The 20,092-nt window shown below is 72.0% G+C and carries 16 protein-coding genes; 8 read left to right on the top strand and 8 right to left on the bottom strand.

All coding sequences use genetic code 11. From position 1 onward, the window contains the following. Nucleotides 1–220: 220 nt before the first annotated feature. Together AB0G79_RS23675 and AB0G79_RS23670 are read right to left on the bottom strand one after the other, a co-directional pair. Complete coding sequence (locus tag AB0G79_RS23675; protein ID WP_360809529.1) at nucleotides 221–1,303, bottom strand: NDP-sugar synthase; 1,083 nt, start codon at nucleotides 1,301–1,303, stop codon at nucleotides 221–223. Between the two features lie 121 nt (nucleotides 1,304–1,424). Next, entirely contained in the window at nucleotides 1,425–2,909 is a 1,485-nt protein-coding gene (locus tag AB0G79_RS23670) for a peptidoglycan recognition protein (RefSeq protein ID WP_360809527.1), read from the bottom strand. 135 nt (nucleotides 2,910–3,044) lie between these two features. Here AB0G79_RS23670 and AB0G79_RS23665 point away from each other — a divergent pair, with 135 nt between their 5' ends. The 4 genes from AB0G79_RS23665 to AB0G79_RS23650 all read left to right on the top strand — a co-directional run bounded on the left by AB0G79_RS23665 (nucleotide 3,045) and on the right by AB0G79_RS23650 (nucleotide 9,054). Next, nucleotides 3,045–3,797 carry a TIGR03089 family protein gene (locus tag AB0G79_RS23665; protein ID WP_360809525.1) on the top strand — a complete coding sequence of 251 codons (753 nt, stop codon included), beginning with the start codon at nucleotides 3,045–3,047 and terminating at the stop codon, nucleotides 3,795–3,797. Nucleotides 3,798–3,974: 177 nt separating this feature from the next. After that, complete coding sequence (locus AB0G79_RS23660) at nucleotides 3,975–5,174, top strand: LCP family protein (protein WP_360809523.1); 1,200 nt, start codon at nucleotides 3,975–3,977, stop codon at nucleotides 5,172–5,174. 254 nt (nucleotides 5,175–5,428) lie between these two features. Continuing rightward, entirely contained in the window at nucleotides 5,429–7,222 is a 1,794-nt protein-coding gene (locus AB0G79_RS23655; protein ID WP_360809521.1) for an LCP family protein, read from the top strand. A gap of 50 nt (nucleotides 7,223–7,272) precedes the next feature. Further along, complete coding sequence (locus AB0G79_RS23650; RefSeq protein WP_360809519.1) at nucleotides 7,273–9,054, top strand: LCP family protein; 1,782 nt, start codon at nucleotides 7,273–7,275, stop codon at nucleotides 9,052–9,054. Nucleotides 9,055–9,138: 84 nt separating this feature from the next. On the opposite strand, the gene AB0G79_RS23645 is transcribed toward AB0G79_RS23650, so the two are convergent. Further along, complete coding sequence (locus AB0G79_RS23645) at nucleotides 9,139–10,179, bottom strand: glycosyltransferase family 2 protein (RefSeq protein ID WP_360809517.1); 1,041 nt, start codon at nucleotides 10,177–10,179, stop codon at nucleotides 9,139–9,141. 225 nt (nucleotides 10,180–10,404) lie between these two features. On the opposite strand from AB0G79_RS23645, the gene AB0G79_RS23640 reads away from it, so the two are divergent. Then, entirely contained in the window at nucleotides 10,405–11,784 is a 1,380-nt protein-coding gene (locus tag AB0G79_RS23640) for an LCP family protein (RefSeq protein ID WP_360809560.1), read from the top strand. Nucleotides 11,785–11,844: 60 nt separating this feature from the next. Here AB0G79_RS23640 and AB0G79_RS23635 read toward each other — a convergent pair whose 3' ends face one another. Continuing rightward, a complete protein-coding gene (locus tag AB0G79_RS23635; protein ID WP_360809515.1) occupies nucleotides 11,845–12,378 on the bottom strand; it encodes an acyl-CoA thioesterase in 534 nt (177 codons plus the stop codon). A gap of 119 nt (nucleotides 12,379–12,497) precedes the next feature. Here AB0G79_RS23635 and AB0G79_RS23630 point away from each other — a divergent pair, with 119 nt between their 5' ends. Both AB0G79_RS23630 and AB0G79_RS23625 read left to right on the top strand, forming a co-directional pair. Next, the gene (locus AB0G79_RS23630) at nucleotides 12,498–13,838 is read left to right on the top strand and encodes an LCP family protein (protein WP_360809513.1); all 1,341 of its coding nucleotides are present in this window, start codon (nucleotides 12,498–12,500) and stop codon (nucleotides 13,836–13,838) included. Between the two features lie 79 nt (nucleotides 13,839–13,917). Further along, nucleotides 13,918–15,243 carry a UDP-glucose/GDP-mannose dehydrogenase family protein gene (locus AB0G79_RS23625; protein ID WP_360809511.1) on the top strand — a complete coding sequence of 442 codons (1,326 nt, stop codon included), beginning with the start codon at nucleotides 13,918–13,920 and terminating at the stop codon, nucleotides 15,241–15,243. A 63-nt stretch (nucleotides 15,244–15,306) separates the two neighbouring features. Here AB0G79_RS23625 and AB0G79_RS23620 read toward each other — a convergent pair whose 3' ends face one another. From AB0G79_RS23620 to AB0G79_RS23605, 4 genes are all read right to left on the bottom strand, one after another. Next, nucleotides 15,307–16,281 (bottom strand): membrane dipeptidase, encoded by a 975-nt coding sequence (locus tag AB0G79_RS23620; protein WP_360809509.1) that lies wholly within the window; start codon nucleotides 16,279–16,281, stop codon nucleotides 15,307–15,309. A gap of 145 nt (nucleotides 16,282–16,426) precedes the next feature. After that, nucleotides 16,427–17,641, bottom strand: coding sequence for a dipeptidase (locus tag AB0G79_RS23615; protein ID WP_360809507.1), 1,215 nt, complete (start codon nucleotides 17,639–17,641; stop codon nucleotides 16,427–16,429). Further along, nucleotides 17,638–18,135, bottom strand: coding sequence for a 5-(carboxyamino)imidazole ribonucleotide mutase (purE, locus tag AB0G79_RS23610; RefSeq protein WP_360809558.1), 498 nt, complete (start codon nucleotides 18,133–18,135; stop codon nucleotides 17,638–17,640). Before purE ends, AB0G79_RS23615 begins: the two co-directional genes overlap by 4 nt. Before the next feature lie 41 nt (nucleotides 18,136–18,176). Beyond that, on the bottom strand, nucleotides 18,177–19,316 hold the full coding sequence (locus AB0G79_RS23605) for a 5-(carboxyamino)imidazole ribonucleotide synthase (RefSeq protein WP_360809505.1): 1,140 nt from the start codon (nucleotides 19,314–19,316) through the stop codon (nucleotides 18,177–18,179). Between the two features lie 186 nt (nucleotides 19,317–19,502). On the opposite strand from AB0G79_RS23605, the gene AB0G79_RS23600 reads away from it, so the two are divergent. Further along, nucleotides 19,503–20,030: a GtrA family protein gene (locus AB0G79_RS23600; protein WP_360809503.1), complete on the top strand. Its 528-nt coding sequence runs from the start codon at nucleotides 19,503–19,505 to the stop codon at nucleotides 20,028–20,030. The last annotated feature ends 62 nt before the right edge of the window (nucleotides 20,031–20,092 follow it).

Genomic DNA, 20,092 nt, shown 5'->3' with positions numbered 1-20,092 from the left:
GGGGGGGGGGGGGGGGGGGGGGGGGGGGGGGGGGGGGGGGGGGGGGGTGGGGGGGGGGGGGGGGGGGGGGGGGGGGGGGGGCGCCTGCGGCGGGCCTTCTCCCCCACCCCGCCCCTTCCCGGAACCGGGGCTCTGCCCCGGACCCCGCGCCTCAAACGCCGGCGGGGCTGGAATTCGCGCCCCGCGCCTCAGACGCCGGCGGGGCTGGGGGTGTGCCCTGTTACTGGTCCGAGGAGAAGCGGACCGAGCCGGCCGGGAGGGTCGCGTCGCACCAGATGCGGACGCCGTCCCGGAGTTCGTTGTCCTCGCCCACCCGGGCGCCGTCGCCTATGACCGCGCCGGTGAGGACCGTGCGCGCGCCGATGTGGGCTCCCGCGCCGACCAGCGAGTCGGTGATCACCGCGCCCGGTTCCACCACCGCGCCCGCCAGGATCGTCGAGCCCGTCACGCGGGCGCCCGCGCCGATCACCGCGTCCGCGCCCACGACCGTACCGCCCGTGAGCTTGGCGTCCGGGGAGACGCGGGCCGTCGGGAGGACCAGGCGGTCGCCGCAGCGGCCCGGGACCGCCGGGGAGGGGGCCCGGCCCAGGACCAGGTCCGCGGAGCCCCGTACGAAGGCCTGCGGAGTGCCCAGGTCCAGCCAGTAGGTGGAGTCGACCATGCCCTGGAGGTGGGCTCCGGAGGAGAGGAGGTCGGGGAAGGTCTCGCGTTCGACGGAGACGGGGCGGCCCGTCGGGATCTCGTCGATGACCGAGCGGCGGAAGACGTACGCGCCCGCGTTGATCTGGTCCGTGACGATCTCCTCCGGCGTCTGGGGCTTCTCCAGGAAGGCCGTCACCCGGCCCGTGGCGTCGGTGGGGACCAGGCCGAAGGCCCTCGGGTCCTCGACGCGGGTGAGGTGGAGGGAGACGTCCGCGCCCGTGCTGGAGTGGGTCTCCACCAGCGCCTCGATGTCCAGGCCCGTCAGGATGTCGCCGTTGAAGATCAGGACCGGCTCGTCGGGGCCCGAGTGGAGGCGCGAGGCGACGTTGCGTATCGCGCCTCCGGTGCCGAGGGGCTCCTCCTCGGTGACGTACTCGATGCTCAGGCCCAGGTCGGAGCCGTCGCCGAAGTGCGGTTCGAAGACCTCCGCCAGGTACGAGGTGGCGAGCACGATGTGCTCGACCCCCGCGGCGCGGGCACGGGCGAGCTGGTGCGTCAGGAAGGGGACGCCCGCCGCCGGGACCATGGGCTTCGGCGTGTTGACCGTGAGGGGTCGCAGCCGCGTGCCCTTGCCACCGACCAGGAGGATCGCTTCTGTCACCTTGTCGTCTCTGCTTCCTGTACGAGGCTTCGGGGCCGGTCCGCTCGCCCGCCCTCGGTCGTCCGTGCGATATGACCGGTCAGTTTATGCGGACGGTTGCCCGGACGACCCCATCAGCCCGTCAGCGCCTCCCCTGGTACTTCGCCGAGCTCGTCCTCGCCGTGCTCAGCTTGTTGTAGAGGCGGGCGCCGGGGCACTCCGTGGCGAATCCGTCACGGTGCCCCGCGATCGTACGGAATTTGACCGACTTGCCCTTCGCGTAGAGGTTTCCGCCGCCGGAGACGAGGGTCGTCGTGCCCTTCGGGTTCACTCCGTGCAGCCCGAGCTTCCACGCGGTCAGCTTGGCCACCGCCGTGACGGCCGCCGCCGGCGGGGCCGACTTGCTGTACGTGCCGAGGACCGCGATCCCCATGCTGTTGGTGTTGAAGCCGAGCGTGTGCGCGCCGAGGACCGGCTTCGCGACGCCGCCCGCCCGGCCCTCGTAGATGTTTCCGCACTTGTCGACGGCGAAGTTGTAGCCGAAGTCCCGCCACCCGCTGCTCTTCACGTGGTAGCGGTAGATCCCGCGCAGGACGGAGGGGGCCTGGCGGCAGGTGTAGTTGTTGCCGGTCGCGCTGTGGTGGACGAAGGCCGCCTTGATCGTCTTCGTGTAGACGAAGCCCTTCTCCCGCAGCTTCTCGTCCGCTCCCCAGCCCTTGCGCGTGATGATCTTGGGGCGCGGGCCGATGTACGGCTTCGCCTGCGCGGTGATCTTCTGGAGCGGGGCCAGGGTCGGCGCCTGGGCCACCGCCTCGGCCGGGGGCCGGGCCACCGGCTCGGCCGGGGCCTTCTCGCGCACCCGCACCGGCGGTCTGGCCGGGGTGCCGTCCTCCGTCGCCTGCTTCGACAGGGCCGGGATCCAGGCCCCGCCGAACTCCGCCCGGTCCGCGTGGGCCGCGCTCGCCGCCGCGCGGGTGGTGGCGGAAGCAGTGGTGGCGGTGGCGGCGGTGGTGGCCGTAGTGGCGGCGGCGGTGGCCCGGCGCTCCGCGCCGCCCGGGTCGACCAGTTCGAGCCGCAGCCCCTCGGGGAGCGTCTCCTCCCCTCGTACCCGGATCTCCACGCCGTCCGAGTCGCCGACCCACAGCGGCGCCGTCGCACCCTTCGTCGGTCCGTCGGCTCCCCCGGCCGCCTCCGCCGTCTCCGGGTCAGCGCCGTGTTCGTCGTTGTGGGTCTCGACGTCCTGCCAGTCCGACCAGGCCTCGCCGCCGGTCGCCCGCGTACGGACCTGGACCGTGCCGTGGAGGGCGGCCGCCGGGTCGTCCCAGACGACCCCGACGAGGGAGAACGGGCTGACGTCCCGTCGGGCCAGACCCCGGTCGCCCGCGCCCGTCCCCTCGACGCCCTCGACGCCGCCGCCGAAGGCGCGTACGGAACCGCGCAGGGGTGCGAGCGGCAGCGACTGCGTGGACCCGGGCAGCAGTTCGGGCCCCGGTGGCAGCGCGGCCGCCGGTGGCGCCGCGGCGAGCTCCGTCGGCACCGAGGCCGCCGCGGGCGCGGCGAGGGAGACCGGGAGGGCGAGCACCGCCGCACAGGTGACGGCGATCGAGGAGGCGAGTGAGGCACGCATGGGCCGATCGTGCGGATCGCGGGGCGGTTCCGCGCGCCGGGATCCGTCGAGGAAACTGACGGTCCGTCGGTCCGATCGGAGGACGACGGCACCGTACGGGGGAACCCGCGCAAGCGCCCGCGTACGCTGTCCGGCGTGAACGCCAGCGACCGCACCCCCGCCGACCTGCTGCGATCCGCGCTCGCCGCGGACCCCGCCCGCCCCTTGGTCACTTTCTACGACGACGCCACCGGTGAGCGCGTGGAATTGTCCGTCGCCACCTTCGCCAATTGGGTGGCCAAGACGGCGAACCTGCTCCAGGGCGAACTGTCCGCCGCCCCCGGCGACCGGCTCGCCCTGCTGCTGCCCGCGCACTGGCAGAGCGCCGTCTGGCTGCTCGCCTGCGCCTCCGTCGGGGTGACGGCGGAGATCGGCGGCGATCCGGGCGACGCCGACCTGGTCGTCGCCGGACCCGACACGCTGGAGGCCGGTCTCGCCTGCTCCGGTGAGCGGATCGCGCTCTCCCTGGCGCCGCTGGGCCGCCGCTTCCCCGCCGCACCCGCCGGGTACGCGGACTACGCGGTCGAGGTGCCGAGCCAGGGCGACCGGTTCGCGCCGTTCGTGCCGGTCGATCCCGAGGCGCCCGCCCTCGTCGTCGACGGTACGGAACGCAGCGGCGCGCAGCTCGTCGAGCAGGCCCGCGTGGAGGCGGCGACGCTCGGGCTCGCACCCGGCTCCCGGCTGCTGTCCGGGCTCGGGTACGACGGGTGGGAGGGGCTCGCGGCCGGTCTGTACGCGCCGCTCGCGGCCGGCGGCTCGGTGGTGCTGTGCCGGAACCTGGGCGAGCTCTCGCCCGAGGGGCTGGAGAAGCGGGTGGAGAGCGAGCGGGTGACGCACACCGTTCTCTGACGCCCGTGCACTGACACCCCCCCTGTCCGCTGCCGCTGCCGCGCTTCTCCGATCTCTGCCCCCGTTCGGCGTAGCACCGCGCCGAGTCCCCGGGTCCCCGCGCCGAGTCCGGTACATGATCGGCGCGGGGGGAGTACCTCCTTCCGCACCAGCCCGCCTCGAAGGACGGACCCAGACGTGACGGCAGCGAAGGACGCGGCGCCCGAGGAGCCGACGGAGCCGGCCGGGCCGACGGGGCCGAGCGGGACGGCCCCGCGGCACTGGCGGCGGTGGCTGCGGTGGGGGTGCCTCGGGGTCTCGGTCGTCGTCCTGGTCGCGGCGGCGGTCGGCTGGTGGTTCTACCGCAAGCTCGACGGCAACATCACCACGGACACGACGGCCGCCGACGAGCTCCAGCGGTACGAGAAGGAGCGCCCGACCGCGGGCGCGACGGCCGCGCAGAACATCCTGCTGATCGGTTCCGACACCCGTACCGGCGAGGGCAACCGCAAGTACGGCAAGGACAAGGGCACCCAGCGGTCCGACACGACGATCCTGCTGCACCTGTCGGCCGGGCGGTCGAGCGCGACGGCCGTCTCCCTCCCCCGCGACCTGATGGTGACGATCCCGTCCTGCCGCAAGCCCGACGGGACGCGGACGCGGGAGCAGTTCGCGCAGTTCAACTGGGCCTTCGAGTTCGGCGGCACGGCCTGCACGATCCGCACCGTCGAGAAGCTGACCGGGATCCGCGTCGACCACCACATGGTGATCGACTTCCGGGGGTTCAAGAAGATGGTCGACGCCGTGGACGGGGTGGAGGTCTGCCTCAAGGAGCCCGTCGACGACCGCGACGCCAAGCTGAAGCTGCCCGCCGGCCGCCAGACCCTCCGCGGCGAGCAGGCGCTCGGCTTCGTACGGGCCCGCAAGTCGATCGGCGACGGCAGCGACACCGAACGCATGGACCGCCAGCAGCAGTTCCTCGGAGCGCTCGTCAACAAGGTGCAGAGCGACGGGGTGCTGCTCAACCCGACCAAGCTCTACCCGGTCCTGGACGCGGCGACCAAGGCGATCACCACCGACCCCGGTCTCGACTCCCTGCGGGACCTGTACGACCTCGCGCGCACGATGCGGGCCATCCCCACGGAGAAGGTGCAGTTCCTGACCGTGCCGCGGCGCCCGTACACGTACGACCCGAATCGGGACGAACTGGTACAACCGGCGGCCAGTCAACTCTTCGCGCAGCTGCGGCAGGACAAGCCGGTCGCGGTCACACCGCACACCGCGGAGGACAAGGCCGGCGGTACCGACGGGAAGCCCGACGACGCGGACACCCCCGTGCCCTCCGCGACGCCCACCTTCACGGGCCGGAACGCGGCCGAAGGGGTCTGCGCGCCGTAACTCCTCGAATGCCCCGGGTAAAGGGCGCCCCAAGGGCGAGGCAGGGACCGATGAGGTTTGGGCAAATTGCCCGGTTGTAAGAGGCGTGGAATTTGTCACTCACGTCGCTCCACGCTGAACTGGGCGGATAGTGTGACGCGATCCGGTGCACCCCGACCGTGTGGTCGTCGCACTCACCAAGGATCGAACGACGAGAGAGCGGCGCCCTTCGGGGGAGGCGCCTCGCGTGGCACCGACGGAGGACTCGAGTAACCGTGGACGCGCACAGCCGTGGACGGGCGGACGAGATCGACCCCGCCGACCAGTGGGTTCTCAACCCGCAGACCGGCAACTACGAACTGCGACTGGACCACTCCGCAGGGCAGTCGGGGCAGCTGTCGGGGGCGTCGGCCGGGCAGACCGTCGGACAGCCCGCCGGACAGTCGGTCGGACAGACGCAGCCCCTGCGGCAGGTGGGGGCCCCGTCCGGCGCTCCCGGGGCCGGCACGGCCACCGAGGCGCCGGTGCCCGGCCAGCGCCGCCGCCGCGTCTCCGAGCCCGGCGACACCGCGCCGCAGCCGCCCGCGAGCCGCCGTCGGCCGAAGGCCGGCGCGTCCCGCAAGAAGAAGGTGCTGCTGTGGACCGGCGGCACGATGGCCTTCGTCCTGGTGGGCGGGGCCGTCGGCGCGTACGCCATATACAGCGAGCTCGACGGCAACATCGGCAGCGTCGACGTCGGTAACGCGGCCGTGCAGACGCCCGGCATGGACGGGCCGCTGAACATCCTCATCATCGGCAACGACGTCCGCACCGGCGCCGGGAACGAGAGCTACGGCAACAAGAGCAACGTCACCGGCCACGCCGACACGACCCTGCTCATGCACGTCTCCGACGACCGCACCAACGCGACGGTCCTGAGCATCCCCCGTGACCTCAAGACCGAGATCCCGGACTGCCCGACGAAGCAGGGCGACACGACGAAGGTCATCCCCGGCTCGGTCGGGAAGACCCGGTTCAACGAGTCCTTCGGCGTGGACGGGCGCGACCCCGGCTGCACCATGCGCACGGTCACGCAGATGACCGGGCTCGGCATCAACCACTTCATGATGGTCGACTTCAACGCGGTCAAGACGCTGTCGGCGGCCGTCGGCGGCGTCGAGGTGTGCCTCAACAAGCCCATCCGCGACAAGAAGTACTCCAAGCTCAACCTGGACGCGGGCACGCACAAGCTCCAGGGCGAGGAGGCGCTGGCCTTCCTGCGCAACCGGCACGGTCTCGGCAACGAGAGCGACCTCGACCGCATCAAGATGCAGCAGCAGTTCGTCGCGTCGATGATGCGGCAGCTGAAGGAAGACACCCTGAACAGCCCGACGCAGCTGCTGGACGTCGCCAAGGCCGCGACCGAGGCGCTCACGGTGGACAGCGGGATCGCCAGCGCGCTGAAGCTGACGAGCCTGGCCAAGGAGATCGGGAAGGTCGACCTCAAGAACATCACCTTCATGACCGTTCCCGTCGTCGACAACCCCGACGAGCCGCCGAACAAGCGGGCGACCGTCGTGCTCGACCCGGCCAAGGCGCCGCAGGTCTTCTCGATGATCCAGGACGACGTCTCCTTCACCGAGGTGAAGCGCAAGGAGAAGGACGAGAAGAAGGCCAAGTCGCAGGCGCAGGCGAAGCTCCTCGAAGGGCCGCGGGCCGCCGCCGCCGCCGTCCGCGTCGACGTCTACAACGGCAGCGGGATCCAGGGGGCGGCCCAGTCGACCATCAACTGGCTGCAGAACACGCAGGGCGTGACCCTCTCGACCAACAAGAGCAACGCCCCCGAGAAGGCGGCGAAGACCACACTGACCTACGCACCGAACCAGGCCGATCAGGCCCGCAAGCTCGCGGACATGATGGGTCTGGCGGCCACGGCCCTCAAGCCTGGCACCACGGCGGCCGGGGAGCGCGAGCCCATGCAGCTCGTCCTCGGCGCCGACTTCAAGGGCGCGGGGGTGCCCGTCAAGACGCCGGCGAAGGCGCCGGACGTCGACAAGGTACAAGCGGACAAGAAGGTGTGCGCCAGTTGACCCGGCAGGGGCGACGCTCGGCGTACCGCTGACTGACGAGGGGACCTGGGGTGGGACAGAACGGCGTACGTGGGGAGGGAACGCGCGGAAGCGTTCCGCAGCCGCATGACCTGGGCTGGGACGACGACCTGTACGGGGCGGGCGAGGCGACGGGAGCGGGGGGCCGCGGTACGTCCACGGCGAGCGTGCCCGCGCCGGCGTCCGGCGCCACGCGCGCCGAGCGCCGCCGCGGTGCCTCGCAGGGCGGGGGGACGAACGGAGGCGGCCCCGAGGCTCCTTCGGGCCACCGCCGGGGCGGCGGCTCGCGCCGCCGGCCGAAGAGCGGCAGGCAGAAGGCGCTGAAGTGGGCGGCGATCGGCACGGCCACGCTCATAGTCGGGACGGCCGGCGCCGGTTACCTGTACTACGAGCACCTCAACGGCAACATCCGCAGCGGGGGGCGCGCGGGTGGCGAGAGCGGCGTGCAGAAGGCCGCGCCGAACGCGCTCGGCGACACCCCGCTGAACATCCTGCTCATAGGCTCCGACAGCCGGGCGGACGAGAAGAACATCGCCCTCGGCGGCGGCCGGAACGACAAGGACCGCAAGCCCCTCGCCGACGTGCAGATGCTGCTCCACGTCTCGGCGGACCGGCAGAACGCCTCCCTCATCTCGATCCCGCGCGACACGGTGGTCCGCATACCCGAGTGCAAGGACAAGGACGGCACGTCGTACCCGGCCACCGACAACCGGCCCATCAACGAGTCGCTCCAGCGCGGCGGCCCCGGCTGCACCCTCACCACCTGGGAGACCCTGACCGGGGTCTACATCGACCACTGGCTGATGGTCGACTTCGCCGGTGTGGTGGCCATGGCGGACGAGGTCGGCGGCGTCCCCGTCTGCGTCAAGACGGGTGTGTACGACAAGTCGACCAAGAAGCAGAAGGGCGGCTCCGGGCTCAAGCTGCCGAAGGGCACGACCGAGGTCAAGGGCGTGCAGGCGCTCCAGTGGCTGCGCACCCGGCACGCGTTCGGCAGCGACCAGAACCGTGCCAAGGCCCAGCACATGTACCTGAACGGCATGCTGAAGAAGCTCCAGTCGCGGAACGCCTGGACCGACACCGCCCAGCTGACGGGTCTGGCCGAGACCGCCACGAGGGCCCTCCAGGTCTCCGACGACCTGGACACCGTGGCGAAGCTCTTCGACCTGTCGATGCAGCTGAAGAACGTGAAGGTCGACCGGCTGACGACCGCCACGGTCCCGACGGACCCCTACCCGCCGAACGCCGCGGCGTGGCTCCAGCTGCGCACCTCCGCCGCCGACAAGATGTGGGCGATGCTCCGCGACGACGTCGCGATGGACAAGAACGGCGACAAGGGCCCGGCCAAGCCGAAGCCGACGGCCTCCACGACGCCCAAGCCGAAGCCGAAGGCCGCCGATCCCGGCTCCTTCGCCGTGACCGTCGTCAACGGCACCAACGGCGACGGCCAGCCGGCCGTCGAGGGCCGGGCCCGCGGCATGGCCGACGCCCTCAAGGCGAAGGGCTTCACGCAGGCCGCCTCCTCGCAGGATTCCGGGAGCCGCAAGGACACGGTCGTCACCTACCCGAAGGCGGACGCCGAGCAGGGCAAGGCGAACGCGCTCTCCGTGACGAAGGCGCTCGGGCTGCCCGACTCGGCCGCGCGGGCCGACGCCAAGGCGACGGGCATCACCCTGATCGTCGGCTCCGACTGGCGCGAGGGCACCGTCTACACGAAGCCCAAGCCGGCCACCGGTGACCTTCCGGACGGCGCCGACGACAAGACGTCCTGCATGGACATCTACTCCGTCTACCGCTGGGACGGCGTGAGCTGACCCCCCCTCCTCCGTACGCGGCGACGGCCGGGCCCCGGAAAGGGGGCCCGGCCGTCGCCGTACGCGAAGGAGTCGAGGGGTCTCTCAGACCGTCTCGGTCTCGCCCTGCCGGATCGCCGGGCGGCGGCTCGCGATGACCTTCTTCGCGAGGGAGCGGGGGCTGGTGAGGAAGCCGTAGCCCCAGGACATGTGCATCGTCGCGAGGGCCACCGGGATCTGGAGGCGGGCCTTCAGGGAGAGGCCCTTGCCGGCGGGGAGGGAGCCGGCGGTGATGGCGGCGAGGTAGCCGGCCGGGATCACGAAGCCGAGGGGGGTGAGGGTCGCGCCGGCCACGAGGCCCGCGGCGATCGCGCAGACCGCCGTCGGCGGGGCCAGGTAGCGGAGGTTGATGGAGCCCTGGTGGTAGCGGGCCACCACGTGCCGCCAGCGGCCGTAGTCCTTGTACTGCTTCGCCAGCGCCTTCACCGAGGGGCGCGGGCGGTACTGGACGCGGAGCTCCGGCGAGAACCAGATGAGGCCGCCGGCCTCGCGGATGCGGAAGTTCAGCTCCCAGTCCTGGGCGCGGATGAACTCCACGTTGTAGCCGTCCTGCCGCTCCAGCGCCTCGCGGCGGAAGACGCCGAGGTAGACCGTCTCCGCCGGGCCGGCCTCGCCGCCCGTGTGGAAGGCCGCGTTGCCGACGCCGATCCTGGAGGTCATCGCGGCGGCGACCGCGTCCTCCCAGGCGTTCTCGCCCTCGGCGTGCATGATGCCGCCGACGTTCATCGCGCCCGTCTCCTCCAGGAGACGGACGGCCGTCGCGATGTAGTTCGGGGAGAGCATGCCGTGTCCGTCGACGCGGACCACGATCGGGTGCCGGGAGGCCTTGATCGCCGCGTTGAGGGCGGCGGGGGTGCGGCCGGTGGGGTTCGGCACCGTGTGGACGCGGACGCGGGGGTCGGACGCGGTCTCGCGTACGAGCTCGGCGGCGATCTCGTCCGTGCGGTCCGTGGACGGACCGAGGGCGATCACCACCTCCATCTCGCCGTCGTACTCCTGCTCCAGGATGTGGCGGACCGAGTCGCGCAGGTGCCGCTCCTCATTGAGGACCGGCATGATCACAGAAACGGGGGGCATGGCGTTCATTGCCCGCCACGTTACCGCGAACGGGGGACAGCGGTGCGCGCCGCATGGGTGGTGGGCCCTTCCGCTGATCGTATGGGCCTACCGTGCTCACGGTCCCCGTCGTCCCGCCCGCGGAGGTGTCCGTCCGTGCCCACACCGCCCCGCACGCCCCGCCCCCTCCACACCGCTCAGCGGCGCCGGCCCGCCCGGCCCGTGCCGGTGCGCCGGCGGCGGCCCCGGTGGGGCATGCGGATGGCGACCGCGCTGTCCGTCGTCGTCCTCGCGGCGGGCGGGATCGGGCACGCGGTGGTGACCGGGCTCGACACCGGGATCACCCGGGTCGACCCCTTCAAGGACATGAAGAACCGCCCGCAGGCCGGGCACGGCATGAACGTCCTCGTCGTCGGCACCGACGGCCGTGACCGGATCACGCAGGAGGAGAAGGAGAAGTACCGGCTCGGCGGCGCCCCCTGCCACTGCACCGACACCGTGATGCTCGTCCACATCTCGGAGGACCGGGAGCGGGCCAGCGTCGTCAGCCTGCCCCGGGACTCGTACGCCGAGATGCCCGAGCACGTCGACGTGAACAGCGGCAGGAAGCACCGGTCCCACCCCGTGAAGCTGAACGCCGCCTATGCCGAGGGCGGGCCCTCGCTGACCGTGCGGACCGTCGAGTCCATGACCGGCGTCAAGATCGACCACTACGTGGAGGTCGACTTCACCAGCTTCATGCGGACCGTCGACGCGGTGGGCGGGGTGCAGATCTGTACGACCCGGCCGCTGAAGGACTCGTACACCGGGCTCGACCTGGCCGCCGGCACGCACGACCTGGACGGCGGGGCCGCCCTGCAGTACGTGCGCTCCCGGCACATCGACGGGGCCGCGGACATCGGGCGCATGCAGCGGCAGCAGCGGTTCCTGGCCGCGCTGATCGACCGGGCGACGAGCGGCGGAGTGCTCCTCAACCCCGTGCGGTTCCGGGGGATGGCCACGGCCATGCTCGGGTCCGTGCGGGCCGACGAGGGGTTCGGTACGGATCAGATGCTGGCGCTCGCCAAGGCGATGCGGGGCTTCACCCCGGCCTCGTCGGAGTTCGTCTCCGTGCCGATCGGCGACATGAGCTTCCCCGTGAAGGGGATCGGGTCGACCGTGAAGTGGGACGCGGCGAAGGCGCAGAAGCTGTTCCAGGCGCTGCGGGAGGACCGGCCGCTCTCCCCGCAGAAGCCCGCGGCGAAGAGCTCCGCGCCGAGGACCGTCGTCGTGGACGTGCCGCCCAAGACCATCCGCGTCCAGGTCCACAACGGGACCAGGACCGACGGGCTCGGCAGGAAGGTGGACGACGCCCTGCGCGCCACCGGCTTCGACACGACCAGGGAGCCGATGACGGGTGCCGGGCAGGAGCACGCGCGGACGGTCGTCGAGTACGACCCGCGCTGGGACCGCTCGGCGAAGTCCCTGGCCGCGGCCCTGCCGGGGTCGGAGCTGCGGGCGGTGGCCGGGCGGGGCGGGACGCTGCGGGTGATCGTGGGCGGGGACTACCGGGGCGTGACGCCGGTCCGGGCCGAGGAGGCGCCCCGGGGCGGACCGTTCGAGGCGGTCACCGGGGACCAGGTGGTCTGCCCGTAGCCCCGTACGAGTCCGCTGGTAGCCCCGTACGTATCCGCTGGTGGCCCCGTACGAAACCGGTCAGTCCTCGTAGCCCTCGGCCGCCCGGCGTTCGCGGAGGTCCTTGATGGCCTGGCGGCGGGCGAGGCGGTGGGTGCGGCGGATCTGGGCCTCCTGGTGGCGGCGCTTGTCCTGTTCCGTCTCGGGGACGACCTGGGGGACCCGGCGGGGCTTGCCGTCGGCATCCACCGCCGCGAAGACCAGGTACGCCGAGCCGACCTGCGTCGCCGGGGTCGTGTCGTTCCAGCGCTCCGCCATGACCCGGACGCCGACCTCCATCGAGGAGCGGCCCGTCCAGTTCACCTGCGCCTTCACGTGCAGCAGGTCCCCGACGCGTACGGGCTCCAGGAAGGCCATCTCGTCCATCGAGGCGGTCACGGCCGGGCCTCCCGAGTGGCGGCCCGCCACCGCGCCCGCCGCGTCGTCGACCAGCTTCATGATCACGCCACCGTGCACCGTACCCAGGAGGTTGGTGTCGTGGCTGGTCATGATGTGGCTGAGAGTCGTGCGGGAGGCCGAGGTGGGCTTGCCCGGGATATCGCCCTGTTCTGTCATGCCCTCCACCATATGCCCGGTCGCGGGCCTGTCCGGTTTGCATCAGCTTGGCAACAGGACCGATGTGATTTTCCACCCGGCCTGTCCTGGGGAAACCCCGGACGGGCACACTGGTCCGCATGAATGACTGGCCCGAAGACGGCGGATACGGCCGCGGCAACGCGAACTCCCAGCCCGAGGGTGCCCGCCGGATGCCCCACGTGCAGCGCCCCCAGCAGCGCCCGCAGCAGCAGCCTCCCCAGTACGGCGACCAGGGGTACGGCCGGCAGCAGTACGGGCAGGGCCAGGGGCGGCAGCAGTACGGCCAGGGCCAGCAGTACGGCCAGGACCAGTCGTACAACCCGAACTTCACGCAGGCCCAGGGCTCCGGCTACGACTCCGGCTACAACACCGGGCAGGTCTACGGCGGCCAGCAGGGCGGCGGTCACGGCGGCGGCTCCGAGCCCGGCTACGCGCCGCAGGGCCCCCGCCGCCCCGCGCCGGACTGGCGCAAGCGCGCCAAGATCGGCTCCATCGTCCTCGTCGTCGGCGTCCTCGCCTGGGGCATCGGCACCTACGCGTGGGCGAGCTCACAGATGCGGAACGAGGTCGACCTCTCCAAGGTCATCGAGCGGCCCTCCGAGGGCGACTGCACGACGTACCTGATCGTCGGCTCGGACAGCCGCGAGGGCATGTCCTCCGAGGAGAAGAAGAAGCTGCACACCGGCTCCGCCGCCGGCAAGCGGACCGACTCGATGATGATCCTCGCGGCCTGCTCCAGCGGGAACACGATGATCTCGCTCCCCCGCGACTCCTGGGTGACGATCCCCTCCTTCGTCGGCTCCGAGTCGGGCAAGCAGTACCCGGCCCGCGGCGGCTCCAAGCTGAACGCCGCGTACGCCATGGACGGCCCCGAACTGCTCGTGCGGACCGTCGAGTTCAACACCGGCCTGCGCATCGACCACTACGCGGAGATCGGCTTCGCCGGCTTCGCGAACATCGTGGACTCGCTCGGCGGCGTCGAGCTCAACATCGAGAAGGGGTTCAAGGACAAGAACTCCGGCGCGAACTTCGAGGCCGGCACGCAGACCCTCAACGGCGAGCAGGCCCTGGCCTTCGTCCGTACCCGGTACGCCTTCGCCGAGTCCGACCTCCAGCGGACGAAGAACCAGCAGAAGTTCCTCTCCGCCCTGGCCAACCAGGCGGCGACCCCGGGCACGATCCTCAACCCGTTCACGCTGTACCCGGTGCTCGGCGCCGGTCTGGACACGCTGATCGTGGACAAGGACATGTCGCTGTACGACCTGGGCCAGATGTTCTTCGCCATGAAGAGCGTCCAGGGCGGCGACGGCAAGTCCATGAACATGCCGATCGCGGGCAGCGCTCCGCAGGGCTCGCTCTCCTGGGACATGCCGAAGGTGAAGCAGCTGGTCGAGCAGATCCGGAACGACGAGAAGGTCACCGTCGAGTCGAACCGCTGATCCGCCGCCCGGCTCGGGGTCGGCGCCCCGCCCGACTATGCTCGGGCAGGCATTCCGCCCGACCTCCCTGGAGTCCCGCATGGCCCTCAAGATCACCGTGATCGGCACCGGCTACCTCGGCGCCACCCACGCCGCGGCCATGGCGGAGCTGGGCTTCGAGGTGCTCGGGTTCGACATCGTGCCCGAGAAGATCGAGCTGCTGTCCTCCGGACGCGTCCCGATGTACGAGCCGGGTCTGGAGGAGCTGCTCGCGAAGCACGTCGCCGGCATCGAGGGGTCGACCGGCCGGCTGCGCTTCACCACCTCCTGGGAGGAGGTCGGCGCCTTCGGCGACGTGCACTTCGTCTGCGTCAACACCCCCCAGAAGCACGGCGAGTACGCCTGCGACATGAGCTACGTCGACGCCGCCTTCTCCTCCCTCGCCGAGGTCGTCCGCGAGGGCGCCCTCGTCGTCGGCAAGTCGACCGTCCCGGTCGGCTCGGCCGAGCGGCTGGCGACCCTGCTGCCCGCGGGCGTCGACCTCGCCTGGAACCCGGAGTTCCTGCGGGAGGGCTTCGCCGTGCAGGACACCCTGCACCCGGACCGGCTCGTGGTCGGCGTGCGCGAGGAGCGCGCCGAGCGGCTGCTGCGCGAGGTGTACGCCGTACCCGTCGCCGAGGGCTCGCCGTTCGTCGTGACCGACTTCCCGACGGCCGAGCTGGTGAAGACCGCCGCCAACTCCTTCCTCGCCACCAAGATCTCCTTCATCAACGCGATGGCCGAGGTCTGCGAGGCCGCCGGCGGCGACGTCGCCAAGCTGGCCGAGGCGATCGGCTACGACGAGCGGATCGGCAGCAAGTTCCTGCGGGCCGGCATCGGCTTCGGCGGCGGCTGCCTGCCCAAGGACATCCGCGCCTTCATGGCCCGCGCGGGCGAGCTCGGCGCCGACCAGGCGCTGACCTTCCTCCGCGAGATCGACTCGATCAACATGCGGCGGCGCGGCCAGATGGTCGAGATGGCCCGCGAGGTCCTCGGCGGGAGCTCCTTCCTCGGCCGCCGGGTCGCCGTCCTCGGCGCCACCTTCAAGCCGGACTCGGACGACGTCCGCGACTCCCCCGCGCTGAACGTGGCCGGCCAGATACACCTCCAGGGCGGCCAGGTCACGGTCTACGACCCCAAGGGCATGGAGAACGCCCGGCGCCTCTTCCCGACCCTCGGGTACGCGGACACCGCCGTCGAGGCGGTGCGCGGCGCGGACGTCGTGCTGCACCTCACCGAGTGGCGCGAGTTCCGCGAGCTCGACCCGGCGGAGCTCGCCCCGGTCGTCGCCTCGCCGGTGATCCTCGACGGGCGCAACGCCCTGGACGGGGCGCTGTGGCGGAAGGCCGGGTGGACGTACCGGGCCATGGGCCGCCCGCGCGCCTGAGACGGGTCGTGACGGAGGGAGGGGGCCGCTCGTGAAGAGCGGCCCCCTCCCTCCGTCGTACCGTCAGGCCGCGGCCGGACGGATGCGGTTCGCCCGCGCCAGGAACTCCGTCTCGCGCAGCGCCCGGGTGGCGTTGGCGTGGGCGAGGCCGACCAGGTCACGGGCCGGCCAGCCCCTGCGGAGCAGCTCGGCGAAGAGCGGCGCGTAGCCGGCGGCCCGTGCGGTGGTGTGCGAGATGCCCGTACAGCCCGGGCCCGCCTCCGTCCGCACGCGGTCGAGGACGTCGGCCGCCTCGGCCGGGTCCCCGGTGACCGTGACCATGAGGACGGCGCCGTTCTCGCCGAGCAGTCCGAGGACGTCGTCCGGCAGGTGCTCCGGCGTCGCCCTGGTCAGCAGGGCCGGGGCCCGGGTGACGGCGAGGGCGCGGCGGACCGTGTCCTGGTCGGCTCCCGAGAGGTCCACGGCCAGGCCGAGCCGGTTCATCTCGCGTATCGCCTCGCGGGCGAAGCGGTCGAAGCGCGGGAGGTTCACGGCCCGGACGCCGAGTGCGTGGTACGCCCGCAGGGTGGCCGCCGAGCCGCCGAGGGCGGGCCAGCCGACCGGGCCGAGCAGGGCGGCGACCCGGCCGCAGTTCCCGGCGTGGGCCATCTCCGAGGTCGTGTGGACCAGCCGCAGGTCCTCGGGGCAGGCGGCGACGAGGGCGCGGATCGTGTCGATCCGGCGCAGGGTGCCGATGACCCCCTCGTCGGCGTCCACGTGGAGGGACCAGAACTGTGCCCCGGCCTCCGGCGCCCGGGCGGGTGGCAGGTCCTCGGGGTCGAGGGACGGCGGCAGATCGGTGTGGCCCTCGACGACGGGCTGCGCGGCCAGCAGGGCGCGGGCGCGGGTCAGTTCGTCGAGCGGAGGCGGGGTGTCGAGCGGGGGCGGGATGCCGGGGGCTTCCCGGGGGTCGGCCGGGGCGACGGCGACGGGGCGATCGAGCGCGCCGACGGCGGCGGGGGCGGCAGAGAGGGGGGGATGATCGTCGAGATCTGCCATGGTCTTACTCCGAACTCGGTGATGCAGTACCGCCCCGCCGAGAGCGGCGGGGCAGTACCGTCCACCGTGCCAGCGGCCGGGGGCCGGGGCGCGGTGGAGTCGACCGTTCGGGTGACGGCTCCGTTACGGAGGGTCCGCGGACGATCTACGCGTCGAGGACGTCGATCGTCGCGTTCGACGGGGCCGTACGGCTCCGCAGGTCACGGGAGACCGCCTCCGCGTCGCCGAGGACGCGGACCGCGTTGGACCAGGTCAGCTTGGCGAGGTCGGGGCGGGACCAGCCGCGGTGCAGGAGCTCCGCGATCAGGTTCGGGTAGCCGGCGACGTCGTCGAGCCCGGCCGGGGAGAAGGCCGTGCCGTCGTAGTCGCCGCCGATGCCGATGTGGTCGACGCCGGCGACCTCGCGCATGTGGTCGAGGTGGTCGGCGACCGTGGCGACGGTGGCGATCGGGCGCGGGTTCTCCGCCTCGAAGGCGCGGTGCAGCCTCATCGCCTCGGCGGTGGTGTCGAGGTGGTCGAAGCCGTGCGCCCGGAGGTTGTCGTCCGCCCGTGCCGTCCACTCGACGGCGGCGGGGAGGATGAACTTCGGCACGAAGGTCGCCATCGCGACGCCGCCGTTGGCGGGCAGCCGCTCCAGGACGTCGTCCGGGATGTTCCGCGGGTGGTCGCAGACCGCGCGGGACGAGGAGTGCGAGAAGATCACCGGCGCGGTCGTGGCGTCGAGCGCGTCCCGCATGGTGGTGGCGGCGACGTGCGAGAGGTCGACGAGCATGCCGCAGCGGTTCATCTCGCGGACGACCTCGCGGCCGAAGGCCGAGAGTCCGCCGACGCCGGGCTCGTCGGTGGCCGAGTCCGCCCAGTCGTTGTTGTCGTTGTGCGTGAGCGTCATGTAGCGGACGCCCAGGGCGTGGAACGCCCGCAGGGTGGCGAGGGAGTTGTTGATCGAGTGGCCGCCCTCGGCGCCCTTGAGCGAGGCGATGCGGCCCTGGCCGCGGGCCGCCTCCATGTCGGCCGCCGTCAGCGCGGGGGCGAGCTCGGAGCCGTACCGCTCCAGGAGCTGGTCGACGATGTCGATCTGTTCCAGGGTGGCGCTGACCGCGTTGTCGCCGGTGAGGGCGCAGGGCACGTACACCGACCAGAACTGGGCGCCGACCGCGCCGGCCCGGAGCCGGGCGAGGTCGGTGTGGAGCACGCCGGTCTGGTCCGCGCCGATGTCGAGGCGGTCCAGGTCGTAGCGGACGTGCTGGCGCAGGGCCCACGGGAGGTCGTTGTGGCCGTCGACGACGGGGTGGCCCGCGAGCAGCTCGCGGGCCTCCTCCAGACGGTCCGCCGCCGCCGTGCCCAGCCGGCCCGTGCTCACTTGGCGAAGCCGAACGACTCGGCGCCCTCGACCTTCGCGCGCAGGCGCTTGCCCTTCTCGGTCGCCTGGGCGTTGAGGTCCTGGAGGAACTCGTCCATACGGGCGAGGAGTTCGGGGTCGTGCGCGGCGAGCATGCGGACCGCGAGCAGGCCCGCGTTCCGCGCGCCGGCGACGGAGACCGTCGCGACCGGGATGCCGGCCGGCATCTGCACGATCGAGTAGAGCGAGTCGACTCCGTCGAGGTACTTCAGCGGCACGGGGACGCCGATGACCGGGAGCGGGGTGACCGAGGCGAGCATGCCGGGCAGGTGGGCGGCGCCGCCCGCGCCCGCGATGATCGCCTTGAGCCCGCGGCCCGCCGCCTGCTCGCCGTACGCGATCATCTCGCGCGGCATCCGGTGCGCGGAGACGACGTCGACCTCGTAGGGGATCTCGAACTCGTCGAGGGCCTGGGCCGCGGCCTCCATGACGGGCCAGTCGGAGTCGGAGCCCATGACGATGCCGACGACGGGCTCGGTGGCGTTGCTCGTGCTGCTCACTCGGTGATCGTTCCTCGCAGGTATCCGGCGGCGTGGTTGGCGCGCTCCAGCACGTCGTCCAGGTCGTCGCCGTAGGTGTTGACGTGGCCCACCTTGCGGCCGGGCTTCACGTCCTTGCCATACATGTGGATCTTGAGCTGCGGGTCCCGTGCCATGCAGTGCAGGTACGCGGAGTACATGTCCGGGTAGTCGCCGCCCAGGACATTGCACATCACGGTCCACCGGGCGCGCGGGCGCGGATCGCCGAGGGGGAGGTCGAGGACCGCGCGGACGTGGTTGGCGAACTGCGAGGTGATCGCGCCGTCCTGGGTCCAGTGCCCGGAGTTGTGCGGGCGCATCGCCAGCTCGTTGACGAGGATGCGGCCGTCCGTGGTCTGGAACAGCTCCACGGCGAGGTGGCCGACGACGCCGAGCTCCTTGGCGATGCGGAGCGCCAGCTCCTGCGCCTGCCCGGCGAGCTCCTCGTCGAGGTCGGGCGCGGGCGCGATCACCGTGTCGCAGACGCCGTCGACCTGGCGGGACTCCACGACGGGGTAGGCGACGGCCTGGCCGTGCGGGGAGCGGACGATGTTCGCCGCGAGCTCGCGGACGAAGTCGACCTTCTCCTCGGCGAGGACGGGGACGCCGGCGCGGAACGGGTCGTGCGCGTCCTCGGGCGTGCGGACGAACCAGACGCCCTTGCCGTCGTAGCCGCCGCGCACGGTCTTGAGGATGATCGGGTACCCGCCGACCTCGGCCGCGAAGGCGTCCGCGTCGGCCGCGTCGGCGACGATGCGGTGCCGGGGGCTGGGCGCGCCGATCTCGTCGAGCTTCGCGCGCATGACCCCCTTGTCCTGCGCGTGCACGAGCGCGTCCGGCCCCGGGCGGACGGGGATGCCGTCCGCTTCGAGGGCCCGCAGGTGCTCCGTGGGGACGTGCTCGTGATCGAAGGTGATCACGTCGCAGCCGCGCGCGAAGTCACGCAGCGTGTCCAGGTCGCGATAGTCGCCGATGACGACCTCGCTCACCACCTGGGCCGCCGAGTCCTGCGGGGTGTCACTGAGCAGCTTGAACTTGATACCGAGGGGAATGCCCGCCTCGTGGGTCATGCGGGCGAGCTGACCGCCGCCGACCATACCGACTACCGGGAACGTCACCCTCTTAGGGTATCCGCACCATCGGGGAACACTCGTCCGGCTGTGGTTTGGCACAAGACAACGGAGGCGGTGGCGGGGTTTCCCCATGGTTTACGAGGTACCCGGGCGGGTGACAGGGGGGCTGGTTAGCATGGTTGGGTTGACGTCGCCCGGACGTCACCCATCCGGACGGGACGACCCACCACCATGAGCGAACCCGGTGCGCTGCGCACGCGACTGAACGGGCTTTTCCGTGAGGTCGCCAAGTTCGGGGCAGTGGGGGCTGTCGGTGTCCTGGTCGACCTCGGGGTGTTCAACCTCGTGCGGCACTTCACGGAGCTGCCGGTCGTGCGCGCGAGCATCGTCGCCACGCTGGTCGCGATCGTCTTCAACTACGTCGGGTTCCGGTACTTCACGTACCGCGACCGGGACAAGAGCGGCCGCGGCAAGGAGATGTCGCTGTTCCTGCTGTTCAGCCTGATCGGCCTGGTGATCCAGAACGGTCTGCTGTACGCGGCGACGTACGGTCTCGGTCTCGACGGGCCGCTGGCGAGCAACTTCTTCAAGTTCTTCGGCATCGGCATCGCGACCCTGTTCCGCTTCTGGTCGTACCGCACCTGGGTCTTCCGCACCGCACCCGTGCCGGAGGCCGTACAGGCCGCCGAATCGTTCCTTGAGCAGCCGCCCCGGCAGGCGACGCGGGCCGCGGTCGACCGCCAGCCCGACCCGGTCTGATCCGGCTCGAACCCGTCTGATCCGGCTCGAACCCGTCTGATCCGGCTCGAACCCGTCTGATC

Origin of the sequence: Streptomyces sp. NPDC020807, from assembly GCF_040641575.1 — a bacterium.
In the GTDB taxonomy this organism is placed as follows: Bacteria; Actinomycetota; Actinomycetes; order Streptomycetales; family Streptomycetaceae; genus Streptomyces.
The sequence above is the reverse complement of the archived record's forward strand: the minus strand, read 5'-3'. Positions and strand labels throughout refer to the sequence as shown.